We start from the raw sequence: 20,078 nt of genomic DNA on the forward strand, positions 1-20,078 counted from the left end.
CCCTTAGGCCATCATGTGATGGTCTTATTTTTTTGTTCGCTCTACCTCTTTATTTCAAACTCCCTCTCTCTTTCACTCTATGTTCACACGAGGGTCACATCTATCTTTTATAGTATATGTATCGAAGCTGTTCCTCCCTAATTTTTAAGACATTCCCCAGTGTCTTTGAATAGCTTCCATCCCTAATTAAATTGACATAAATTGTCCCCTTCCCTAGACCATCCTATGCGATGGTCTATTTTGTTTTCTAAATAAATTATTTAACTTTTTCTGCCTACTTTAGCAAAAGCAATTTATATTTAAATAGATATTTTTCATATTAAATATTCAGAAAATACTGTCAAAATAAGTCTTTTTTCGGTACAATTAATTTAGAAAGTAATTTTACAAAAATAAGGGGGATTTTATGAAGCAAACAAAAGCAATCTTAATTGCATTATTTCTCGGTCTAGTTGTCGGACTCACTTTAAATTTAGCCGCTCCATCCATTTTTGATCCATTAAATCAATATGTGTTCAATCCACTTGGTCAACTATTTATTCGCCTTATTAAAATGCTAGTTGTTCCTGTTGTATTCATTTCTATCGTACTTGGGGCTGCTGGGCTTGGAGATCCGAAGCAACTAGGAAGAATCGGTTTAAAATCAATTTCATTCTTCCTCGTAACAACAGCTGTTGCCATCTCTATCGCGGTTACCTTTGCGCTTATTATAAAGCCAGGGGCTGGCGGTAACTTTAACACGGAAGGTCTTAAGTATGAGGGAGCAAAAACAGAAACATCTTTCGTCGACACATTGCTAAATATCGTACCAGATAACCCAGCAAAAGCGATGGCAGATGGAAACATGTTACAAATCATTGCCTTTGCCGCATTGATCGGACTCGGTTTAGCTGTTTTAGGAAAACGGGTTCAAGGTATCCATTCATTACTTGAACAGGGCAACGAATTAATGATGTATCTTGTTAATCTCGTTATGAAATTAGCTCCAATTGGGACATTCGGATTGCTCGCTTCATCCGTTGGTAAAATGGGTCTTGCAGGCGTCGCTGCGATGTTCAAGTATATGATTGTCGTTATGTTGGTACTCATCATTCACGGTGTCTTCGTATACGGCGGCTTATTAAAAGTATTAGCAAAAGAAAGTATTATTCGTTTCTTTAAACATTTCGGGCCGGTAATGGCAATTGGATTTAGTACATCTAGCTCTAATGCATCTCTTCCATTTGCAATGAAAACCGCACAAGAGAAGCTTGGGGTTCCAAAAGCAATCAGCTCTTTTGTACAACCACTAGGTGCAACGATTAATATGGATGGAACTGCCATTATGCAAGGGGTAGCAACAGTATTTATCGCTCAAGTATACGGAGTTGATCTCACTTTATCTCAATTAGCTATGGTCGTATTAACTGCTGTACTAGCGAGTATCGGTACTGCTGGCGTACCAGGTGTTGGACTTGTAATGCTTACAATGGTGTTAAATCAAGTAAATCTACCAGTAGAAGGTATCGCTTTAATTATCGGTATTGATCGCATTTTAGATATGTCTAGAACAGCTGTCAATATTTCCGGTGATGCAATTTGTGCAATGATTGTTGCAAAATCAGAAGAAAAATATAATACGGATCAATCTGCAGCATCTTAAATCAAAAAAGGAGTGAATCATTTCACTCCTTTTTTGATTTACTTCCTTTTTTTGAACGATATTCTTTCCCTTTATTATCGTTACCAGTTTCAAATTCAGTACTAAATTCTTGATTAAACTGGCCTGATTTTGGTGACCCTTGATTACCGCTCCCTTTACTACCATTACGATTTGTCATATTTCTGCCTCCTTCCTTTACTAGTAGTATGATACATATTTTATTTTTTATAATCTTTCATACAAGAAAGAAGACGTTCCACATATGTGGAACGTCTTCTTTGTTATTACGTAAGCGTTTTCTTGTTTATAATTACTTACTTATATAAGTTTTTTGGAAATAGAAATCATTATATTCATTTCATCTTCTGAGAGCGTAGAAAATCTTTCTTGTAAGTATTGTTTTTTCGCACCTTCCATTTTCGCAACTAAATCTTTTCCTTGTTCTGTAATCTCCAAATATACAACTCGGCGATCTGACGTAGAACGTGAACGAGTTACAAAACCTTTATTAATTAATTTTTCTGTAACAGCTGTAATATGACTATTCGACACATTTAACTCATTCGCTACACGTGATACCATTTCTTTATTCGCGCGATTTAATATTCTAAGGACAATGAACTCATTCCACGGTATGTAACCACCAAATATTTTTCCGATATCATTACGCAACGTGCGAAACATAGCAAAAACATTTGTCGATAGTTCTTCCATTAATTGCTCTCGATTTTGAGACAACTTTGACAGCCCCTTTTATTTCATTTAGTTAAATAAAAACCTTATTAATAATTTTACATGAAATCTTACTTTTTGTCACCTTATTTTCCAATAATTCGTAGTTTTTTAATATAGATTTCATGATACAATAAAATTAAATTTCCAAAAAAAGGAGTTGAAGTAGTGAGTGAAGAAGACAAATTTTCTAATCTTAATCTAAAAGATAAGACTTTGATTATTGGTTTTGTTATTCTGTTTCTCATTATATTTTTTGCATTTATATTTTTTGTATATGTAGGAATCTTTCAAATGACAGGTATAGAATATTCATCAAAAACAGCTCTACTACTCTTTTTTTTACTTATTCTTTTATTAGATGGCATTACATATTTTATATTCGGTTTCTTTAAAGTACTCCTACTTCCCATGATGACAAGTATGCCCAATTACCTCTCAATCGCCCTGCTCTCCATCATTGAAATTACGCTAGATTGGTTTGTCATACATACCGCCGACGACTGGATAGAGAGCGTACAACTGTCCAACATAGCTGAATTATGTGTCGTACTATTCTTTTTCCTATTAAATAAATTACTAAGTGACAAGAAAGAGTAAGAATACAAGCTTTTCTATATAAAAATTGGTACAATGAAAACAAATCATACTAAAGAGGTGTTACTTATGAACTTACAACAATGGGCTGATAAAGGTATGTCCTTTGATACATATGTGAATGAAATGAAAGTAAATCAATACGAGCTACTGCACATTTACAATAACTTTTTAATTCCAAATGAATTACTTCCTGTATTAGAAGAACGCCAAAACGATGGCTGGCGTGTTATCGTATTAACAGCTGATTGGTGTGGTGACGCTCTTTTATGCGTACCTGTTATGAAACGAATTTCTGAAGTTGCAAATATTGATATGTCATTATTAATTCGCGATGAAAACTTAGAATTAATGGATCAATATTTAACAAATGGAACAGCACGCGCGATTCCAATCTTTATTTTCATTGATAAAGATGGAAACGAACAAGCCGTTTGGGGACCACGTGCTCCAAAAGTACAAGAGTTAGTAACTTCAATGCGCGCTACATTGCCTGAAAAAGAAGATCCAACATTCGAAGAGAAACAAAAAGAAATGTACGCTAATTTCCGTGCTACATTAGCTGATGATACTTCTCTTTGGGAGCATGTAATGGAAAACATGATGGAAAAAGTAGTAAAATAAAAAAACTGCCGAACTCGGCAGTTTTTTTATTACATAATGAAGAAATAGAATACCGCAGCTAAAATGAAACGGTAGTAAGCGAACGGTGTTAGTTTTACACGACCTAATAATTTTAAGAATGAAACAATTGCAAGCATCGCAACAACGAATGCTGTAATAAATCCAGTTGCAAATAATGGTATATCAGCTGTGCTTAATATATCCCAGCTTTTAATTAAATCTAAACCACTTGCAGCTACCATCATCGGTACTGCTAAAATGAACGTATATTCAGCTGCCGCTGTATGTGACACGCGAGCTAATAAACCACCACTTATTGTAGAACCAGAACGAGAAAATCCTGGCCAAAGCGCTAAACATTGGAACATTCCGATTGTAAATGCTTGCTTATATGTGATTTCATCTAATGTTCTTGCTGTACTTGGTTTCGAAAACTTCTCAGCAACAATCATTAAAATACCACCAGCCACTAAACTAATGACAACTGGGCCTGGCCCAAATAAAACTTCTTTAATTGCACTATGGAACAATACGCCAAGTATGCCGGCAGGAATCATCCCGATAATAATATGTAATAAATTTAACGATGGTCCATCAGTTACTTTCCCTATTCCAACTAATGACCATAGACGCTTCCAAAATATAACAACAACTGCTAAAATCGATCCCAATTGAATAACAACTTCGAAAACTTTCGCTCTCTCATCGTCAAATCCAATTAAATGACCTGTTAAAATCATATGTCCTGTTGATGAAACTGGTAAAAATTCTGTTAAACCTTCAACAGCACCCATGATTATTCCAATTAACCAATCAGCCACAAGTAGTGCCTCCTTAATAACGAATATGTAATTTTTTCACACCTTATCATAATACCTTATCCCTTTTCAAAGTGCATCCTTTTTTTATCGATTCTATATGTTGCACGCGCGTATTTCTTTTCTATTTTTTGATTAAATTGTATGATAGTAAGAGTTTGTTTTTTACGCTGAAAGGGGATTTTATGAAAGAAACTACTTCATTCTCACAAAAGTTAAAGCAATTTGTATTACTCTTTTTCCCGATTTTTGTAACGCAAATGTCATTATTTGCGATGAGCTTTTTTGATACGACAATGTCAGGGCATGCAAGTCCTACTGATTTAGCAGGTGTCGCTATCGGAACAAGTATATGGATTCCAGTTAGCACGGGATTAACAGGAATTTTAATGGCTACTACGCCAATTGTTGCACAACTCATTGGATCAAAGAAAAAAGAAGACGTTCCCCACGTTGTCATACAGGCAGTATATTTAGCAATTTGTGCTAGCTTCGTTGTCATTCTTATCGGTTTTTTCGCTGTTTCACCTATTTTAAACGGCATGCGCTTAGAAGAACCAGTGGAACGTATTGCAGCACAATTTTTAATTATTATCGCGATTGGAATTATTCCCTTATTCACTTACACTGTCTTACGTGGATTTATTGATGCATTAGGAAAAACTCGAACAACGATGATTATTACCTTATTATCATTGCCAATTAATGTAGTATTAAATTATGTATTAATTTTTGGTCATTTCGGGTTTCCAAAACTCGGTGGTGTTGGTGCCGCAATCGCTTCAGCAGCAACATATTGGTGCATATTAATTATTACCGTCATTATTATTCGTACGAAAGAACCTTTTGCATCTTTTAATATCTTTAAACAGTTATACCGCCCTTCTCTCACGAGTTGGAAAGCCTTCTTACAACTTGGGGTCCCAATCGGATTTGCTATCTTTTTTGAAACGAGTATTTTCGCTGCTGTAACACTTATGATGAGCAATTTTAGCACAACAACTATTGCAGCGCATCAAGCAGCTATGAATTTCGCTTCCTTGTTATATATGACTCCGCTCAGTTTAGCAATGGCAATGACTATCGCAGTTGGATTTGAAGTTGGAGCAAAACGATACGATAATGCAAAACAATATGGATTTATCGGCATTGGCTTAGCCCTTGCATTCGCCCTTTTATATTCAATTCTTCTCTATTTCTTTGATGATGAAATTGCTTCTATTTATACGACAGATGTACAAGTTCATCATTTAGCAAAAGAATTTCTTATATTTGCGATTTTATTTCAAATTTCTGATGCGATTGCAACTCCCGTACAAGGAGCTCTTCGTGGTTATAAAGATGTAAATGTCGCTCTAATTATGACATTAATTGCTTATTGGATAATAGGTTTACCTCTTGGTTACATATTAGCAACTTATACTGATTGGGCAGCGAAAGGTTATTGGATTGGTCTTATTATCGGCCTAGCATTTGGCGCTAGCTTCCTACTTATCCGTCTCTTTCAAGTACAAAGAAAATATACAACAGAAAGCAGCCGCTAACGATAAAGCGGCTGTTTTCTTTATGCATATTTTTTCTTGTAACGTATAACATAATGAAAAAGAAAGGTGGATACATATGGACGAAAAAGACAAAAAGCAATCATTTGACGAAGAATTCGCCCCTGAAATTTCACCTGGATATCGGCAAGATGTACATAAGCCACCTAAATATAAAAACACTTCGTTTTTAATGGGCATTACCATTTTCGCTGCTGTATTACTCGTACTTATCATTTTCGTTTATTTTTGATAGAAGAAGGTGGTCTATTATATGAAGAAACAAGATTCCAATCGTTCAAAAAGAACTGTTAAAACAGAAAAAAGATATGCAGGTGATTCTGTTCTTACTCAGAAACAAGTCGAGCAAGGAAATTTATACATTGCTCAAAAAGAACTTGGGCAACAAAATGAAAACCTTTAAAGTCCCTCTACTCTTCGAGGGGCTTTTTTATTGTACATACTGCTTTTGATTTTGCAGGACTATATTATGATTTCGGACATGAATTTATTACAGCTGTATATGAGCAATACCGTACACTTATTTCTCATCATGACCCATTACTCATTTACCGCATCACGACCTTTTATCAATACAGCCCTTTACTACATACTATTATTTATAACTTTGAAACAAAGAATGAGCTTGAATTCATAGCTGGTACAAAACAGCTGAAATTGGTATTACAGGGACAAGACTAAATTCTTTCCCTGTACTCTTTCTCCTCATACATCATTAACTTTTTATCCATTTCAACAATCACTTTATACAGTTGAAACGCCTGTAAAATTTGCAGTTGAATTCCAAAAGGAGCATTCTGTTCTTTTAACCATTGAAATACTTTCATTTCGTCTTTCATTGATTATTCCTCCTCTTATTAAAACCTGCTACAAATACACCGTAAATGATGAAAAGCTTTTCATGTCAATAACAAAAAAGGATGCAAATTTGCATCCTTTAGTGCACGATATTTTTCTTCTGCTTCGCTTCTTCCTTTACTTCTTCCCCTTGGCATTCACTACGAAAAGCACAACTTATACACTCAGAACGAAAATGACGCTCTGTATAGTGCTCAGGTTGTTGCAACATTTCTTTCATTCTAGATAAATCAGCCATTCCAGTTATAATATCTTCCTGTTTCGGAATGTACTCATACTTAGTTCCTTCTATTAAATTAATAACTTCAATTTTTCCTGGAAGAATACCGAAAGCTTTATAACTGAATACTGTCATTAACTTTTGACAAAGAGCAAGCATTTCCTCATCCGCATCAACAACATACTTTTTAATTACAAACGACTCAGTACGCCATTCACCAACTTCTAATGTCAATGACATGTGGACACCTAATTCTTCCATATATGTTTGAAATTTTTCATATAAAAATAACGGCGGCGTCTCGCTATCATCTCTTTCAACAAACTGTAATAAGTGATCCGTTAGCTTTGCTAACACAATATAGTACTCCGTCTTCGAAGCGAACATATTAATCCTTACTTTTTTCCAATACTTTTCTATTAATATTAAAAGTATAATTTTCGTTTGTTGGCCCGCAGGTAGTGTGTAATACTCGTTAATAATTCGATTCACAATCATTTGTGCTATTTGTTGCCATTCAAAAGAAGAAGGTTCTCTCCTTTTTATATGACGAAAATAAAATTTATGCGGACAACGCATAAAATCATACAAATGGTAATCTGTCATCGTTTTGATTGCGATTTTTTCATGCACTTGCTCTTCATCTCCCTTCTGCCATTAAGAAAGGTGTTTTACAAATTCAGCTCCAAACTGTAAACATTTTTCTACATCTTCATCTTCTGGCGTTAATTCTACTTTTAGTCCTTCTAACACAACTGCTGCCCCGCGTTCTTGTAGCTTTTCTATTAAAATGTCAACCGCCACGCCGTATTTCGGATAGGCCGAATCACATGAACCGAATACTGCCGCTTTTTTTCCAGCTAAATCAATAGCATCCATTGCGTCATAAAAATCTAAGAAATCATCCGGAAGGTCTCCGTCTCCCCAAGTGTAAGCGCCTAAAATAATCCCGTCATATTGTTCTAATATAGAAGCTTCTGGTGAATCCATAATATCAATAACTTCAATTTCATTTTCTGTTTCACGAATTGCCCCTGCAATATGATCAGCCATTTCCTCTGTATTTCCACTCATACTTGCAAAAATCATTACTAACTTACTCAACTTTATCTCTCCCTTTACTTTGTATCTCTTTTTCTGTTTGGGTTGTACTCTTCTCTTCTACATATTCCGAACGAATTACATTTCGTTGCCATTCCATATGCTGATCAACATCTTTGTTTTTATCTTTTAATCCCCTCCGCAGAAGGTGATATTTTTTTCTCATTAACATGTCGCATCCATCCTATTGATAATAATTATCAATTTCAACTACCCTTAGATTAATTGACATTGATTATCAATGTCAACAACTATTTTTAAAAAAATAGTTAAAATGTACAAGCTTGTCCGTTAGCTATTCATATACTATAAATGAGCATAGTTCTTTCTCAGCCCTCTCTGACGGAAAGAAATAAAAGCAACTGCAATAGAGTGCAGTTGCCTTTTTTTATGCTTTTCTATAATTTCAGTAATCTCATCGTTGTTTCTAAAAACAATTCCACTCCATAAATGAGTGCTGATTCATCTACATCAAATTTTGGATGATGATGCGGATAACAAGTATCTATTTTTTCATTCCCCGTCCCCAATTTAATGAAGCAACCCGGTGCTTTTCTTAAATATGCTGAGAAATCTTCTCCTCCCATAGAAGGTTCCAGCCTCACAATACGCTCATTCCCGAACAAATATATCGCACTTTCTTCTACTACTTTCGTAATAGATTCATCATTAATAACTGGATCATATCCATATCGATACGTATATGTATAATCCCCTCCATGTGCTTCTGTAATTCCTTTCACGACTTTCTCAATTCTCTCTTCTGCTTCTTTTCTTAATGTTTGATTAAAAGAGCGAACTGTTCCCATTAAAGTTGCCGCATTAGGAATAATATTATCTGCCATTCCCCCATGAAACTGCGTAACCGAAACTACCCTTTGCATAAAAGCACTTGTATTTCTGGATACAATATGTTGTAAGTTTGTAATAATTTGTGCTCCGATAGCAATAGGGTCTACCGTTTCTTCTGGCCGCGCCGCATGCCCCCCCTTGCCATAAATTTCAACTGTAAATACGTCTGGTGCTGCCATCATCGCTCCATACACAATCCCAATCTTTCCGCTTTCCAATCCAGACATAACATGTAAACCTATTACATAATCAACACCATCCATAACACCTGCCTCAACTATTTCTTGTCCGCCGCCAGGATATACTTCTTCTGCATGCTGAAAGATTAACCGAATTTCACCTGTAAACCCTTCCTTTATATTTGCTATCGTCTCTGCAACACTTAACAAAATAGCAGCATGCGCATCATGTCCACATGCATGCATCATTCCTTTATTCATAGACGTATAAGATTTCCTTGTTTCCTCTTGAATTGGTAAAGCATCTATATCAGCTCGAATTGCAACTACTTTTCCTTGTTCCGTTCCTCTTTTAATTGCTAGTACACTATACTTCGTTGGCCTCATTACTTCCAAAGTAGAAAATGAGCATAATGTATCATATATAAATTGCGAAGTTTCTTCTTCATGAAATGATAATTCCGGATATTTATGAAAATGCCGTCTCCATTTCATAATATTTTCTTCTGAAATAATATCCTTCCACACGCTCTTCATCAGAAATTCCTCCTTTTAAGAAACTTTAGCAATTCAGAAATTAACTATGAAAGATTCAAAGATACAAGCAAATATTGCATTTCTAAACATTCTTCCAGTCCACTTTCATACATTCACACAATCCACTTTCCATTTACATGTCAAAGCCATTACAAATTCATGCTGAATGTAATATAATTGCTAAGTTAGGGATTTTCTTTTTTAGTATTTAGTGCTAATATCAGAAAAGAGCCTTTTGACTTATTTTTACCTAAAATGTGGGATTTTGTTTTTTTCACAATAATGTAGGACATGATACCTACAAAGAGCTATTATTTCATTAAGAGAGGGAAAGACATGGAAAGATTAAAAGAGATATGGTCTCGACCACTCACACAATGGGTTGCAAAGACGGTTTATTACCTTGCAATTTTATTTGCATTACTTTGGTTGTATGGATTCCATGATACAAACACAAGTACATTTATTTACAACGAATTTTAGGGTGGGAACGTTATGAAGTTATTAGAACAAATTGAAAAGTGGGCTGCAGAAACGCCTGATCAAACCGCTTTTGTTTGGCGAGATGCGAAAATTACGTACAAACAATTAAAGGAAGATTCTGATGCGTTAGCACATTGGATTTCTTCTGAGTATCCAGATGATCGTTCACCAATTATGGTGTATGGCCATATGCAACCTGAAATGATTATTAACTTTTTAGGTTGTGTAAAAGCTGGACATGCTTATATTCCTGTAGATTTATCTATCCCAGCTGATCGTGTACAACGTATAGCTGAAAATTCTGGTGCGAAATTACTTTTATCGGCAGCTGAAGTAACTGTAACTGATTTACCAGTTCGCATTGTAAGTGAAAACAACTTAAAAGATATTTTCTTTACTCATAAAGGGAACACTCCAAATCCTGAACATGCGGTAAAAGGTGATGAGAATTTCTACATTATTTACACATCAGGAAGCACAGGTAATCCGAAAGGGGTTCAGATTACTTATAACTGTCTTGTTAGCTTTACAAAATGGGCTGTGGAAGATTTCAACTTACAAACAGGGCAAGTATTCTTAAACCAAGCACCTTTCTCATTCGATTTATCTGTAATGGATATTTACCCATCATTAGTAACAGGTGGTACACTTTGGGCAATCGATAAAGATATGATTGCACGTCCAAAAGACTTGTTTGCTTCTTTAGAGCAATCGGATATACAAGTATGGACTTCAACACCATCTTTCGCTGAAATGTGTTTAATGGAAGCATCTTTCTCTGAGAGTATGCTACCAAACATGAAAACATTCTTATTCTGCGGTGAAGTGTTACCAAATGAAGTAGCTAGAAAATTAATTGAGCGTTTCCCTAAAGCAACAATTATGAATACGTACGGTCCAACAGAAGCTACAGTTGCTGTAACAGGTATTCACGTTACAACAGAAGTGCTAGATCAATATAAATCACTTCCAGTTGGCTACTGTAAATCAGACTGTCGCCTTCTTATTATGAAAGCAGATGGTACAATTGCACCTGATGGTGAAAAAGGTGAAATCGTAATTGTTGGTCCTAGCGTAAGCGTTGGGTATTTAGGAAGCCCTGAATTAACAGAAAAAGCATTTACTATAATTGACGGCGAGCGTGCCTATAAAACAGGCGATGCTGGCTATGTAGAAAATGGTCTTCTATTCTATAATGGTCGTCTTGATTTCCAAATTAAGCTTCATGGTTATCGAATGGAATTAGAAGAAATCGAACATCATCTTCGTGCGTGTTCTTACGTAGAAGGGGCAGTTATTGTTCCTATTAAAAAAGGTGAAAAATACGATTATTTATTAGCGGTTGTTGTTCCTGGAGAGCATTCGTTTGAAAAAGAATTCAAATTAACATCTGCAATCAAAAAAGAACTCAATGAGCGTTTACCAAACTACATGATTCCACGTAAATTCATGTATCAATCTTCTATTCCAATGACACCAAATGGAAAGGTAGATCGCAAAAAATTATTGAGTGAGGTTACAGCATGACCGCATATGGATCATTTTATTTTTTCGCTATAGTGGGCATTTTATTAATACCTACTATCATAGCTGGATTAAAAGGTAAAATGTTGCGTAAATATAATGCCGTTTTAACATTAGTCATGCTTGCTATTATCTTCTCTGATAAACCGAAGCAAGCAATTATGTTAGCCGCATTTATTATTTGGCAATATGCCCTTATTAAAGGCTATTTAATTTTAAGAAAACAAAATAATAGTACATTCACATTTTGTATAGCTGTTATTTTATCAATTTTGCCACTTATTTTGGCAAAAATCGCACCATTTGCACCTGAACTAAAGTTTATTGTATTTCTAGGAATGTCTTATGTAACATTTAGAGCAGTGCAAATGGTATTTGAAGTTCGTGATGGCTTAATTAAAGAACTTTCCTTCTTCAATTTTTGGGAATTTGTTTTATTCTTCCCAGCTATCTCAACCGGACCTATCGATCGTTACCGCAGATTCCAAAAAGATATTCAAAAGCCACCTAGCGCAGAAGAATATCAAAATTTACTATATACAGGATTAAACCGTATTTTCCAAGGTTTCTTGTATAAATTTATTATCGCTTACTTAATAAAGCAATATTTTATGGATCCAGCATTTGCACAGCAAGATACAATCCTATCCAATATGATTTACATGTATAGCTATAGCTTATATTTATTCTTCGACTTTGCTGGTTATAGCTCATTTGTAATCGGTGTAAGTTATATGATGGGTATTAAAACGCCAGAAAACTTTAATAAACCGTTCATTAGTCGTAATATTAAAGACTTCTGGAACCGCTGGCACATGAGTTTATCATTCTGGTTCCGTGATTTTATCTACATGCGTTTCGTCTTTTTTGCAACGAAGAAAAAGTTAATTAAAAACCGTTACACAATTTCGTATATCGGTGCATTTTTAAACTTCTTCATCATGGGAATATGGCATATTACTGGTGAGCATGTGTATCAATACATTATTTATGGTCTTTATCACGCTGCATTGTTCATCCTGTTCGATATTTTCGAACGAAAAAACAAGAAGCTTAAGTTTTGGCCAAATAATAAATTTACGTACGTCCTTGCGATTGTAATTACGTTCCACGTTGTATGTTTCGGTTTCCTAATTTTCTCTGGACACCTTAACAGATACTTTTAATGCACCCTTCTTATTTCATTAAGAAGTTGCACATATAATATATTTCGGATATAAAGGAGATTTTAAAAATGGCAGAATTCAAAGAGCAAGTATTAGATATTTTAGAAGAAGTATGTGAAAACGATATTGTAAAAGAAAACTTAGATGTTCAATTATTTGAAGAAGGTATTCTTGATTCTTTCGCTGTAGTATCTTTATTAGTTGAATTCCAAGAGCGTTTAGATATTGAAGTTTCTATTTCTGATTTTGACCGTGACGAGTGGGCTACACCAAACATGGTTATTAAGAAGTTGGAAGAAATCCGATGAACAAAGCAAAATTTGGTCCGATGCTTTTAGCATTGGCCCTTTTTGCTGTATTCTTACTTATTCCAACGCGCTTCCTACTCCCACTTTTAAGTGATGAAAAAGTAGAACAAGCTGCGACTTCTTTAAAAGAAGAAAAGATTCAAAGTATGATTTTACAGCAAAAGATGTTGGCAGACCCGAAATATCTTCCGATGTATGGATCATCGGAATTCGCACGTATGGATGCTTTCCATCCATCGAATTATTTCAAAGTAAAGCCTGAAGGATTCACACCATTCCTACTTGGACGCGGCGGAACACAAGACCTTGTACATGTGTTAAACTTCGCATCTACAATGGATCAATTGAAAGATAAGAAAATGGTATTCGTTCTTTCTCCACAATGGTTTGTACCACAAGGTATTGATGAAACACACTTTGCACCTAACTTTTCAAAACAACAGGGTTATCATTTCATTTTCAACGATGATTTAAAACCTGAAATGAAAAAACAAATTGCAAAACGTTTATTAAACTTTGAGATTGTAAAAAAAGAAACTTTATTAAAAATTTCACTTGAAGGTATCGCTTATGATGATACGAAGCATAAAGTAAAAGCACTTGCTGCTAAACCTTTCGCTTATATTTATCGTAACATTTTAGATCGTAAAGACTTGTTTACAGCAATGTTCAATATTAAACCGCATAAAGAAAAGCTTGACCCTTCATTAAAACAAATGAACTGGGATGAAGCTCGTAAACATGCAGATCAAACTGGTGCAGTAGAATCAGGATCTAACGAATATGGTATCGAAGATGACTACTTCAATAGCAAAATCAAGAAGAAATTAAAGCAACGTGAAGGCTACTTAAAAAATGATGCTTATGATCAATCGCCAGAATATGAAGATTTACAAATGGTACTTGATTTATTAAAACAATCTGGTGCAAAACCACTCTTCATTTCTGTTCCCGTGAAAGGTCCTTGGTACGATTACGCCGGCTTCCCGAAAGAACGCCGTGAATTATACTACAAGAAAGTTCATGAGCAAATTGAGAAAGCTGGTTATCCAATTGCCGACTTCTCAAATCATGAGTATGATAAATACTTCTTAAAAGATCATATGCACTTAGGTTGGAAAGGCTGGGTTTACATTGACGAAGCCATCCAACAATTTTATAAAGCAAACTAATGAAAAGACCACTTGAATTATTCAAGTGGTCTTTTTCTATATACATTTTGTAATTGTTCCATTACGTTATCTGCTTCTTCCATGACGCGCTCCACTACGTGCTGAGCTGATTCTATTCGTGCCAATGATGATGCTTGTCCCGCCCAAAGTGACATGTATTCACCTTTATTTTGTTTTGCTGCTTCTTGGCGTATTTTAGAAGTTAATACGTTTTGCACCGGATACATCGGAAGCACATCTTCTTTTCTTTCATGTCTTTCTATGAATTCATTACGAATGCCCCGTGCATATTTCCCGGAAAACGCACGGGTTACTGTTGTACTCGTATCTGTGCTTTGTAAGACGGCCTCTTTATATACATCATGTGTAATGCTTTCTTTACTCGTTAAAAAGGCTGATCCCATTTGAACAGCCTCTGCCCCTAACGTAAATGTAGCAACAAGCCCTTGCCCGTTCATTACACCACCTGCTGCGACAATCGGGATATGCGGGACTGCAGCTACTAATTGCGGGATTAACGCAAACGTGCCAATCATAGCATCTTGTTCTTTCCCAATAAACGTTCCTCTATGCCCTCCAGCTTCGCTACCTTGCCCAGCGATAATATCTACTCCTAGCTCGGCAAGTGCTTTCGCTTCTGCTACATGAGTAGCTGTTCCGATGACTTTTATTCCTCTTCTTTTTAAATCATCTATTTCTTCTTGTTCTAATGTTTGGAATGCAAAGCTAACGACTGGTACCTTTTCTTCTAATAACACTTGTAATTGTTCTTTATAGCTTTTTGGAAGCTTTAAAGTCTTTTCTTCCTCTATACCTAATTCTCTATTCACTCCACTAAGTAATACTTTTGCCTCGTTTACCTTCTTTTCTTCTATCTGTATCTCTTTCGTTAACAGTAAATTAACACCGAAAGGCTCATCTGTTAGTTCTCTTATTTTATAAATCGCTTCACGCATTTGTTCAGGGCTCATATACCCAGCTCCAAGCGTACCTAATCCTCCGCTATTACTTACAGCTGCAACAAGTTCAGGCGTCGTAATCGCACCTGCCATACCTGCTTGAATGATGGGATACTTAATTTTTAATATATCTATTACTCGACTGGTAAACATCATTTTCCCTCCTATCCCCCTTATATCTTCTTTATTTGACAAGCTTTCCCCTTCTTTTACAAGGGTTGAACTTCCTCTCAAGCGAATATATTGAAAGAGAAGGAGGCTGAGAATAATGATTTATCCAAATGCATTAAAACAAGGTGATACAGTAATGATTATTGCCCCGTCTGGCCCACCAACACTTGAGAATGTATTAAAAGGGGTACATGTATTACAAGAGATGGGGTTATCCGTAATAATTGGGAAGAGTGTTTATGAGAAGTATGGATATTTAGCCGGAAGTGACCAAATTCGTCTTGATGATATACATGAAGCCTTTACAAACAATGAAGTAAAGGCAATTTTCTGTGCACGAGGTGGTTATGGAAGTGCCCGTCTCCTCCCTCACATTCAATATGAAATCATTAGGCAAAATCCAAAAATTTTTTGGGGATATAGTGATATTACAGCTTTACATACAGCTTTTTCACGTTATGCAAAGCTCGTTACTTTTCATGGTCCAATGGTTGAAGAATTAGGAAAAGGTATAGATTCTCTCTCTTTATCTTCTTTCAATCAACTATTTCATCCTTATTCGTCTATCTTATCTGCATCAGAATGTATCGTACCTACCTCTCCCTGTACAGTTACAGGCACATTAGTGGGAGGAAATTTAACTGTGTTAACGAGTATAATTGGTTCTCCCTATGAAACAAATACAGCCAATAAACTTTTATTGCTTGAAGATATTGGAGAGGAACCGTATCGCATTGACCGTATGTTAAATCAACTACTTTTATCTGGACAGTTTAATGAGTGCAGCGGTGTTATTTTTACAAGTTGTCATGACTGTACTCCTTCTAAACCATCTCAGTCATTGCAAACAATATTATATGAATACTTCGAGCCATATCATATACCTGTACTATTCGGTTTACCGATTGGGCATATAAGTCCCAACATCGGTATTCCTCTTGGGGCTACAGCGACAATAGATACAAATAATAAAACACTCTCCATTTCTTCCGGCGTAGCCACTCCATGTTCAAATTAAAAAGGAAAAGCTTAATAGCTTTTCCTTTTAGTTATAGTAATTAAAAATTCGTCCAGATGCGATGTCCGCAATTTCTTCTGGAATAAATGTTTTACTTATATCCGTACCAACATTTAATACAGCTGTTGCATCTTTCTCGATGCTACCAAATAATTCTTTTCCACGTATCGTAACAAGGGGCGTACCTTCTGGCAACACGTCTTTTACAAATTCCAATTGTGTAAAGAACGGCACGATCCATCTACCCTCTCCTTGGAAATGACGCAAACGAAGTGTTCCTTCTGTTGCCCCGTCCTCTGCTTCTAGTGAACCGGCAACATAAAACTCCGTTGATAGGAGCAATTCATAAAATTCTTTTTGCTTTTGTTTATTTTCCCCCGCTACAACAAGTACTTCTTCTATTTTCTTTACTGGAATTTGCTTCATATGATGCCACCCCTATTTTCAAAATGATTATACTTAGATTATACGAAATATTCTTATTTTTTTCTACATAATTCCGCAATTATTTTCTTAAAATAATTTTAATATTTCTTTTGTCGTCATAATCGCAGCAAACTCTTCATGTAAATTTACAAGAGTCATATTGTGAATGTCTTCTGCACCATGCTCTTTACCACCTGGACCTTTACGGTTAAAAGTAGCCGTCGCATCACTCACTAAATATGTTGTAAATCCTAAATTTCCTGCCATTCGTGTCGTAGTCTCCACACAATGATTTGTCGTTAATCCTACAATTACTACTACATTGCATTTTTTCTCTCTTAATTGTTCTTCTAAATTTGTCCCAATGAACGCGCTATTAACGGATTTCCTGATAATTATTTCATTTGGCAATGGTTGTACCTCTTCTTTAAAGTTTACCGTTTCCGCTCCTTCATAAAACATCGACTGAACATTTTCTTTATTTACATGTTGAATATGAAAAACTGGTTGCTTCCTCTTTCTCCATTCTTCTAATAAACTTTTCATATTTTCTTCGGCAAAAAGATTATTTCTCTCGCCCCAGTATGGTAATTGAAACGCCTTTTGTACATCAATTATGATCAGTGCTGTTTGATTTGTCATCATTCTCTCCTTAATTAGGCTGTAATTGAAACAGAAAACCAAGTTGCTGCGAGGCAGTAATAAAGCAAATATAAGCACAAAGCTCTACAATTTCTTTTTCCGTCCAATATTGTTTTAATGTACAAAACATATTATCATCTATCGCCTTTTTATCATGGACAAATGTATGCGCAAAAGTAACAGCTACACTCATTTCTTCTACCTTTTGCATATCATCTGGTCTTCCCTTTGCCATGCAGTACGGACATTCATTCCCGTATGCTAATGTTCTTCTTACTTGTTCTTTCAACTCTGCCGAAAGAGTTCCTTTATTATACAGTGTATTTTCTAACGTACTCCACGAATGTAATATATCCCGATTATGCCCTAATAATTTTTGAAACTTTGTATCTCCTACATTCGATAATGAAATTCTCTCCATCATTTCCCCTCCTATTTTCTTCTATTTTATTGTAAAATAAATAAAGTTCTCTTTACATTTCATATGAATCTTAATTTATATTTTTCCTTTACAAAAATTATCATTTTACTGGAGGTATATTTACAAATGCAATTAGATCGTGTTGATCGTAAAATTTTAAATGAATTATATAATGATAGTCGCCTTTCGATGCGCGAATTGGCCAAACGAGTAAATTTATCCGCTCCATCTACTGCAGAACGTGTTCGTAAACTCGAAAATGAAGGAGTTATTCAAAAATACACAATCGACATTGATTATAAAAAAGCAGGACTTGTCTTAGATTGTATTTTAGAAATCACCTTAAAAAATGGTGACACAACACGTATGCAACAATTTATTCAGTCTTATCCATCTGCAAGTTTTTGTTACCGAGTAACAGGAAGCTTATGCTACATCGTAAAAATTTCTGTCCCTTCACTCGTTGAACTTGAAGAATTTATCAATGATGTTTCTTCATATGCAACGACAGTTTCTCATATCGTATTATCAGAAGTATCTCTTACTCCGGACATTGAACATATATTCCCAGAAAATTAATTAATTTTTATTCAAAAAAAGATAAAAAACCCCTTACAATAAGAATAAAAATAATATATTATGTATTAAAATACATAAAGTTCGAGAAAGGGGCTTTACATTGAAAATCTGGTTTTATGAAAAAACGGCACAATTAGACGACTTGCTTGGTATTTGGGACAATGTTCCGACCATCCCTCGAATTGGTGAAAAAGTGGAGCTTTTAAAAACAGTCCGCACTGTTACAGATATTAAATATGTAAAGAACGGTAATAATTTTCGTGTAGAAATTATTACGAATTAAAAAACATCTCTCCTTTTATAGAGGAGAGATGTTTTTTAATTATCGATTATGCGCTTTCTTTATAACAATTGTATCTTCTTCTACAGATATTGTTACATAATCCTTTTCTTCTAAACGAAGCTTATTTACAGCCTCATCTGGTAGCTCTACAGCCATCAATCTATCTGTTACAATGACTTGACTATACACTTCATTCTCTTGTGATACATTCACTACTTTTTCTTCATTTATAAAGCGCATCGGTGGCACACCAACTTCTTTTACTGTACGCCATTGTTTCCATATGTAAGGAATTAACCACAGTAATCCGACAATGGTAAGACCGATGCCGATCCATAAATTACTTTGTGCCTGCAATTCAGGAATTGAAATTGCATCACTTCCCTCTCCACCTACAAATTGCATACTTGTTGCAATCAAATTATTTAAAGCATGCACCGCAATATTCGTCCATATATTTTTCGTCTTTATGTATAAAAGGCACATAATAACACCAAACATGAAAGCACCAATCACATCAAAATGCCCGAAACCAAAAATAAGCGAAGATACAATAACAGCTCGTTTAATACCCCATTTATAAGCCATTCGCTGTAAAAAGAAGCCTCTAAAAATAACTTCTTCCATAATAGGTGCTAATACACATGCTGAAATGAAAGTAAATATCGTCATATATATGTTACTCGTATTGATGACATTTCCGCCTTCTAACATAGTAACTAAGAAATTAGGTAACGTATGCGCTAATATGTAAAATTGAATATGAGATATACCGACTGAAAAAATCATTCCCATTATCATTGCTAATACAATGAGTCCCCACGGTAAACGTCCTGGCTTATCAAAAAAACTGTTAAATACAACATTATTTTTATTTGTTTTTACATACAACCAAAATAATGGAAATACAAAAAACAGAGTTATTTGTGAAATAACCTCAAACGTATTCTCAGAAACATTTGATAGCTCTAATGGAATTATCGTAAGGAACAAACCTATAATCATCCATCCAAAAAAACTACGTAGCCTTATACGTGAAAATGCATATTGCAATGTTGAACACCTCCAAAGATAGTAAAAGTAAAACTTCACTCATCGTTTTATAGGAAACTCCTCGCCTAAAAATGACAGGATAACTTAATTATAATATGAATATAGTTGAAATTCTTCCTATTTTTCTCAAATACTTTCTAACAACATAACT

The 20,078-nt window shown here is 35.1% G+C and carries 27 protein-coding genes and 1 pseudogene; 15 read left to right on the plus strand and 13 right to left on the minus strand.

Annotated features, from left to right (window positions below; translation table 11 throughout):
- The first annotated feature begins 406 nt into the window (after positions 1 to 406).
- Complete coding sequence (locus BAQ48_RS02500; RefSeq protein ID WP_000814798.1) at positions 407 to 1,642, plus strand: dicarboxylate/amino acid:cation symporter; 1,236 nt, start codon at positions 407 to 409, stop codon at positions 1,640 to 1,642.
- A gap of 22 nt (positions 1,643 to 1,664) precedes the next feature.
- On the opposite strand, the gene BAQ48_RS02505 is transcribed toward BAQ48_RS02500, so the two are convergent.
- Positions 1,665 to 1,820 carry a hypothetical protein gene (locus BAQ48_RS02505; protein ID WP_000184928.1) on the minus strand — a complete coding sequence of 52 codons (156 nt, stop codon included), beginning with the start codon at positions 1,818 to 1,820 and terminating at the stop codon, positions 1,665 to 1,667.
- A 140-nt stretch (positions 1,821 to 1,960) separates the two neighbouring features.
- Positions 1,961 to 2,380: a MarR family winged helix-turn-helix transcriptional regulator gene (locus tag BAQ48_RS02510; protein WP_071709864.1), complete on the minus strand. Its 420-nt coding sequence runs from the start codon at positions 2,378 to 2,380 to the stop codon at positions 1,961 to 1,963.
- Between the two features lie 162 nt (positions 2,381 to 2,542).
- On the opposite strand from BAQ48_RS02510, the gene BAQ48_RS02515 reads away from it, so the two are divergent.
- Both BAQ48_RS02515 and BAQ48_RS02520 read left to right on the plus strand, forming a co-directional pair.
- Entirely contained in the window at positions 2,543 to 2,974 is a 432-nt protein-coding gene (locus BAQ48_RS02515; RefSeq protein ID WP_071709865.1) for a YrvL family regulatory protein, read from the plus strand.
- A 33-nt stretch (positions 2,975 to 3,007) separates the two neighbouring features.
- Positions 3,008 to 3,595: a thioredoxin family protein gene (locus BAQ48_RS02520; protein WP_002017912.1), complete on the plus strand. Its 588-nt coding sequence runs from the start codon at positions 3,008 to 3,010 to the stop codon at positions 3,593 to 3,595.
- Positions 3,596 to 3,624: 29 nt separating this feature from the next.
- Here the strand turns inward: BAQ48_RS02520 and uppP are convergent, their stop codons facing one another.
- Positions 3,625 to 4,416: a bacitracin resistance undecaprenyl-diphosphatase gene (gene uppP / locus BAQ48_RS02525; RefSeq protein WP_071709866.1), complete on the minus strand. Its 792-nt coding sequence runs from the start codon at positions 4,414 to 4,416 to the stop codon at positions 3,625 to 3,627.
- Positions 4,417 to 4,598: 182 nt separating this feature from the next.
- On the opposite strand from uppP, the gene BAQ48_RS02530 reads away from it, so the two are divergent.
- The 4 genes and pseudogenes from BAQ48_RS02530 to BAQ48_RS02545 all read left to right on the plus strand — a co-directional run.
- Positions 4,599 to 5,957 carry an MATE family efflux transporter gene (locus tag BAQ48_RS02530; protein ID WP_071709867.1) on the plus strand — a complete coding sequence of 453 codons (1,359 nt, stop codon included), beginning with the start codon at positions 4,599 to 4,601 and terminating at the stop codon, positions 5,955 to 5,957.
- Between the two features lie 76 nt (positions 5,958 to 6,033).
- On the plus strand, positions 6,034 to 6,207 hold the full coding sequence (locus BAQ48_RS02535; protein ID WP_000343545.1) for a hypothetical protein: 174 nt from the start codon (positions 6,034 to 6,036) through the stop codon (positions 6,205 to 6,207).
- A gap of 21 nt (positions 6,208 to 6,228) precedes the next feature.
- A complete protein-coding gene (locus tag BAQ48_RS27795) occupies positions 6,229 to 6,378 on the plus strand; it encodes a hypothetical protein (RefSeq protein ID WP_071709868.1) in 150 nt (49 codons plus the stop codon).
- 41 nt (positions 6,379 to 6,419) lie between these two features.
- Positions 6,420 to 6,656, plus strand: a pseudogene (locus tag BAQ48_RS02545) (aminoglycoside phosphotransferase family protein); the annotation flags it as partial.
- On the opposite strand, the gene BAQ48_RS27800 reads toward BAQ48_RS02545, so the two are convergent.
- The 5 genes from BAQ48_RS27800 to BAQ48_RS02570 form a co-directional block, all read right to left on the minus strand.
- The gene (locus BAQ48_RS27800) at positions 6,653 to 6,814 is read right to left on the minus strand and encodes a hypothetical protein (protein WP_071709869.1); all 162 of its coding nucleotides are present in this window, start codon (positions 6,812 to 6,814) and stop codon (positions 6,653 to 6,655) included. The pseudogene BAQ48_RS02545 and the gene BAQ48_RS27800 sit on opposite strands and share 4 nt — an antisense overlap.
- A gap of 98 nt (positions 6,815 to 6,912) precedes the next feature.
- The gene (locus tag BAQ48_RS02555; RefSeq protein ID WP_000544548.1) at positions 6,913 to 7,686 is read right to left on the minus strand and encodes a hypothetical protein; all 774 of its coding nucleotides are present in this window, start codon (positions 7,684 to 7,686) and stop codon (positions 6,913 to 6,915) included.
- Positions 7,687 to 7,710: 24 nt separating this feature from the next.
- Positions 7,711 to 8,157: a flavodoxin gene (locus tag BAQ48_RS02560; RefSeq protein WP_000041143.1), complete on the minus strand. Its 447-nt coding sequence runs from the start codon at positions 8,155 to 8,157 to the stop codon at positions 7,711 to 7,713.
- On the minus strand, positions 8,150 to 8,326 hold the full coding sequence (locus BAQ48_RS27805) for a hypothetical protein (protein ID WP_071709870.1): 177 nt from the start codon (positions 8,324 to 8,326) through the stop codon (positions 8,150 to 8,152). Before BAQ48_RS27805 ends, BAQ48_RS02560 begins: the two co-directional genes overlap by 8 nt.
- Before the next feature lie 226 nt (positions 8,327 to 8,552).
- A complete protein-coding gene (locus BAQ48_RS02570; protein ID WP_071709871.1) occupies positions 8,553 to 9,722 on the minus strand; it encodes an amidohydrolase in 1,170 nt (389 codons plus the stop codon).
- A 336-nt stretch (positions 9,723 to 10,058) separates the two neighbouring features.
- Between BAQ48_RS02570 and BAQ48_RS02575 the strand changes: the two genes are divergently transcribed.
- From BAQ48_RS02575 to dltD, 5 genes are all read left to right on the plus strand, one after another.
- Positions 10,059 to 10,205 (plus strand): teichoic acid D-Ala incorporation-associated protein DltX, encoded by a 147-nt coding sequence (locus BAQ48_RS02575; protein WP_000440293.1) that lies wholly within the window; start codon positions 10,059 to 10,061, stop codon positions 10,203 to 10,205.
- A 12-nt stretch (positions 10,206 to 10,217) separates the two neighbouring features.
- Positions 10,218 to 11,732, plus strand: a complete 1,515-nt coding sequence (dltA, locus tag BAQ48_RS02580; RefSeq protein WP_071709872.1) for a D-alanine--poly(phosphoribitol) ligase subunit DltA — start codon at positions 10,218 to 10,220, stop codon at positions 11,730 to 11,732.
- Positions 11,729 to 12,895: a D-alanyl-lipoteichoic acid biosynthesis protein DltB gene (dltB, locus tag BAQ48_RS02585; protein ID WP_071709873.1), complete on the plus strand. Its 1,167-nt coding sequence runs from the start codon at positions 11,729 to 11,731 to the stop codon at positions 12,893 to 12,895. Before dltA ends, dltB begins: the two co-directional genes overlap by 4 nt.
- Before the next feature lie 68 nt (positions 12,896 to 12,963).
- The gene (gene dltC / locus BAQ48_RS02590; protein WP_000807310.1) at positions 12,964 to 13,203 is read left to right on the plus strand and encodes a D-alanine--poly(phosphoribitol) ligase subunit DltC; all 240 of its coding nucleotides are present in this window, start codon (positions 12,964 to 12,966) and stop codon (positions 13,201 to 13,203) included.
- Positions 13,200 to 14,375 (plus strand): D-alanyl-lipoteichoic acid biosynthesis protein DltD, encoded by a 1,176-nt coding sequence (dltD, locus tag BAQ48_RS02595; protein WP_001030256.1) that lies wholly within the window; start codon positions 13,200 to 13,202, stop codon positions 14,373 to 14,375. The genes dltC and dltD overlap by 4 nt, the downstream gene beginning before the upstream one ends.
- Positions 14,376 to 14,392: 17 nt before the next feature.
- Here dltD and BAQ48_RS02600 read toward each other — a convergent pair whose 3' ends face one another.
- The gene (locus tag BAQ48_RS02600; protein WP_071709874.1) at positions 14,393 to 15,487 is read right to left on the minus strand and encodes an NAD(P)H-dependent flavin oxidoreductase; all 1,095 of its coding nucleotides are present in this window, start codon (positions 15,485 to 15,487) and stop codon (positions 14,393 to 14,395) included.
- Positions 15,488 to 15,602: 115 nt separating this feature from the next.
- Between BAQ48_RS02600 and BAQ48_RS02605 the strand changes: the two genes are divergently transcribed.
- On the plus strand, positions 15,603 to 16,523 hold the full coding sequence (locus tag BAQ48_RS02605) for a S66 peptidase family protein (protein ID WP_071709875.1): 921 nt from the start codon (positions 15,603 to 15,605) through the stop codon (positions 16,521 to 16,523).
- Between the two features lie 27 nt (positions 16,524 to 16,550).
- Here the strand turns inward: BAQ48_RS02605 and BAQ48_RS02610 are convergent, their stop codons facing one another.
- The 3 genes from BAQ48_RS02610 to BAQ48_RS02620 form a co-directional block, all read right to left on the minus strand.
- Positions 16,551 to 16,949 carry an SseB family protein gene (locus BAQ48_RS02610; RefSeq protein ID WP_000809713.1) on the minus strand — a complete coding sequence of 133 codons (399 nt, stop codon included), beginning with the start codon at positions 16,947 to 16,949 and terminating at the stop codon, positions 16,551 to 16,553.
- A gap of 87 nt (positions 16,950 to 17,036) precedes the next feature.
- Positions 17,037 to 17,591: a cysteine hydrolase family protein gene (locus BAQ48_RS02615; protein ID WP_071709876.1), complete on the minus strand. Its 555-nt coding sequence runs from the start codon at positions 17,589 to 17,591 to the stop codon at positions 17,037 to 17,039.
- A 10-nt stretch (positions 17,592 to 17,601) separates the two neighbouring features.
- Positions 17,602 to 18,015 carry a carboxymuconolactone decarboxylase family protein gene (locus tag BAQ48_RS02620; protein ID WP_116758454.1) on the minus strand — a complete coding sequence of 138 codons (414 nt, stop codon included), beginning with the start codon at positions 18,013 to 18,015 and terminating at the stop codon, positions 17,602 to 17,604.
- A 123-nt stretch (positions 18,016 to 18,138) separates the two neighbouring features.
- Between BAQ48_RS02620 and BAQ48_RS02625 the strand changes: the two genes are divergently transcribed.
- Positions 18,139 to 18,591 carry an Lrp/AsnC family transcriptional regulator gene (locus tag BAQ48_RS02625; protein WP_001175488.1) on the plus strand — a complete coding sequence of 151 codons (453 nt, stop codon included), beginning with the start codon at positions 18,139 to 18,141 and terminating at the stop codon, positions 18,589 to 18,591.
- A gap of 100 nt (positions 18,592 to 18,691) precedes the next feature.
- Positions 18,692 to 18,874: a DUF3913 family protein gene (locus BAQ48_RS02630; protein WP_000707110.1), complete on the plus strand. Its 183-nt coding sequence runs from the start codon at positions 18,692 to 18,694 to the stop codon at positions 18,872 to 18,874.
- Positions 18,875 to 18,913: 39 nt separating this feature from the next.
- Here BAQ48_RS02630 and BAQ48_RS02635 read toward each other — a convergent pair whose 3' ends face one another.
- Positions 18,914 to 19,927, minus strand: coding sequence for a CPBP family intramembrane glutamic endopeptidase (locus BAQ48_RS02635; RefSeq protein ID WP_071709878.1), 1,014 nt, complete (start codon positions 19,925 to 19,927; stop codon positions 18,914 to 18,916).
- Between the last annotated feature and the right edge of the window lie 151 nt (positions 19,928 to 20,078).

Source organism: Bacillus luti, from assembly GCF_001884105.1.
GTDB lineage: Bacteria > Bacillota > Bacilli > Bacillales > Bacillaceae_G > Bacillus_A > Bacillus_A luti.

Bases quoted from the DNA above. Each gene is read 5' to 3' on its own strand.
- BAQ48_RS02500 (WP_000814798.1), top strand. From the start codon at position 407: ATGAAGCAAACAAAAGCAATCTTAATTGCATTATTTCTCGGTCTAGTT.
- BAQ48_RS02505 (WP_000184928.1), bottom strand. From the start codon at position 1,820: ATGACAAATCGTAATGGTAGTAAAGGGAGCGGTAATCAAGGGTCACCA.
- BAQ48_RS02520 (WP_002017912.1), top strand. From the start codon at position 3,008: ATGAAAACAAATCATACTAAAGAGGTGTTACTTATGAACTTACAACAA.
- BAQ48_RS02530 (WP_071709867.1), top strand. From the start codon at position 4,599: ATGAAAGAAACTACTTCATTCTCACAAAAGTTAAAGCAATTTGTATTA.
- BAQ48_RS02535 (WP_000343545.1), top strand. From the start codon at position 6,034: ATGGACGAAAAAGACAAAAAGCAATCATTTGACGAAGAATTCGCCCCT.
- BAQ48_RS27795 (WP_071709868.1), top strand. From the start codon at position 6,229: ATGAAGAAACAAGATTCCAATCGTTCAAAAAGAACTGTTAAAACAGAA.
- BAQ48_RS27800 (WP_071709869.1), bottom strand. From the start codon at position 6,814: ATGAAAGACGAAATGAAAGTATTTCAATGGTTAAAAGAACAGAATGCT.
- BAQ48_RS27805 (WP_071709870.1), bottom strand. From the start codon at position 8,326: ATGTTAATGAGAAAAAAATATCACCTTCTGCGGAGGGGATTAAAAGAT.
- BAQ48_RS02570 (WP_071709871.1), bottom strand. From the start codon at position 9,722: ATGAAGAGCGTGTGGAAGGATATTATTTCAGAAGAAAATATTATGAAA.
- BAQ48_RS02575 (WP_000440293.1), top strand. From the start codon at position 10,059: ATGGAAAGATTAAAAGAGATATGGTCTCGACCACTCACACAATGGGTT.
- dltA (WP_071709872.1), top strand. From the start codon at position 10,218: ATGAAGTTATTAGAACAAATTGAAAAGTGGGCTGCAGAAACGCCTGAT.
- dltB (WP_071709873.1), top strand. From the start codon at position 11,729: ATGACCGCATATGGATCATTTTATTTTTTCGCTATAGTGGGCATTTTA.
- dltC (WP_000807310.1), top strand. From the start codon at position 12,964: ATGGCAGAATTCAAAGAGCAAGTATTAGATATTTTAGAAGAAGTATGT.
- dltD (WP_001030256.1), top strand. From the start codon at position 13,200: ATGAACAAAGCAAAATTTGGTCCGATGCTTTTAGCATTGGCCCTTTTT.
- BAQ48_RS02600 (WP_071709874.1), bottom strand. From the start codon at position 15,487: ATGTTTACCAGTCGAGTAATAGATATATTAAAAATTAAGTATCCCATC.
- BAQ48_RS02605 (WP_071709875.1), top strand. From the start codon at position 15,603: ATGATTTATCCAAATGCATTAAAACAAGGTGATACAGTAATGATTATT.
- BAQ48_RS02610 (WP_000809713.1), bottom strand. From the start codon at position 16,949: ATGAAGCAAATTCCAGTAAAGAAAATAGAAGAAGTACTTGTTGTAGCG.
- BAQ48_RS02615 (WP_071709876.1), bottom strand. From the start codon at position 17,591: ATGACAAATCAAACAGCACTGATCATAATTGATGTACAAAAGGCGTTT.
- BAQ48_RS02620 (WP_116758454.1), bottom strand. From the start codon at position 18,015: ATGATGGAGAGAATTTCATTATCGAATGTAGGAGATACAAAGTTTCAA.
- BAQ48_RS02625 (WP_001175488.1), top strand. From the start codon at position 18,139: ATGCAATTAGATCGTGTTGATCGTAAAATTTTAAATGAATTATATAAT.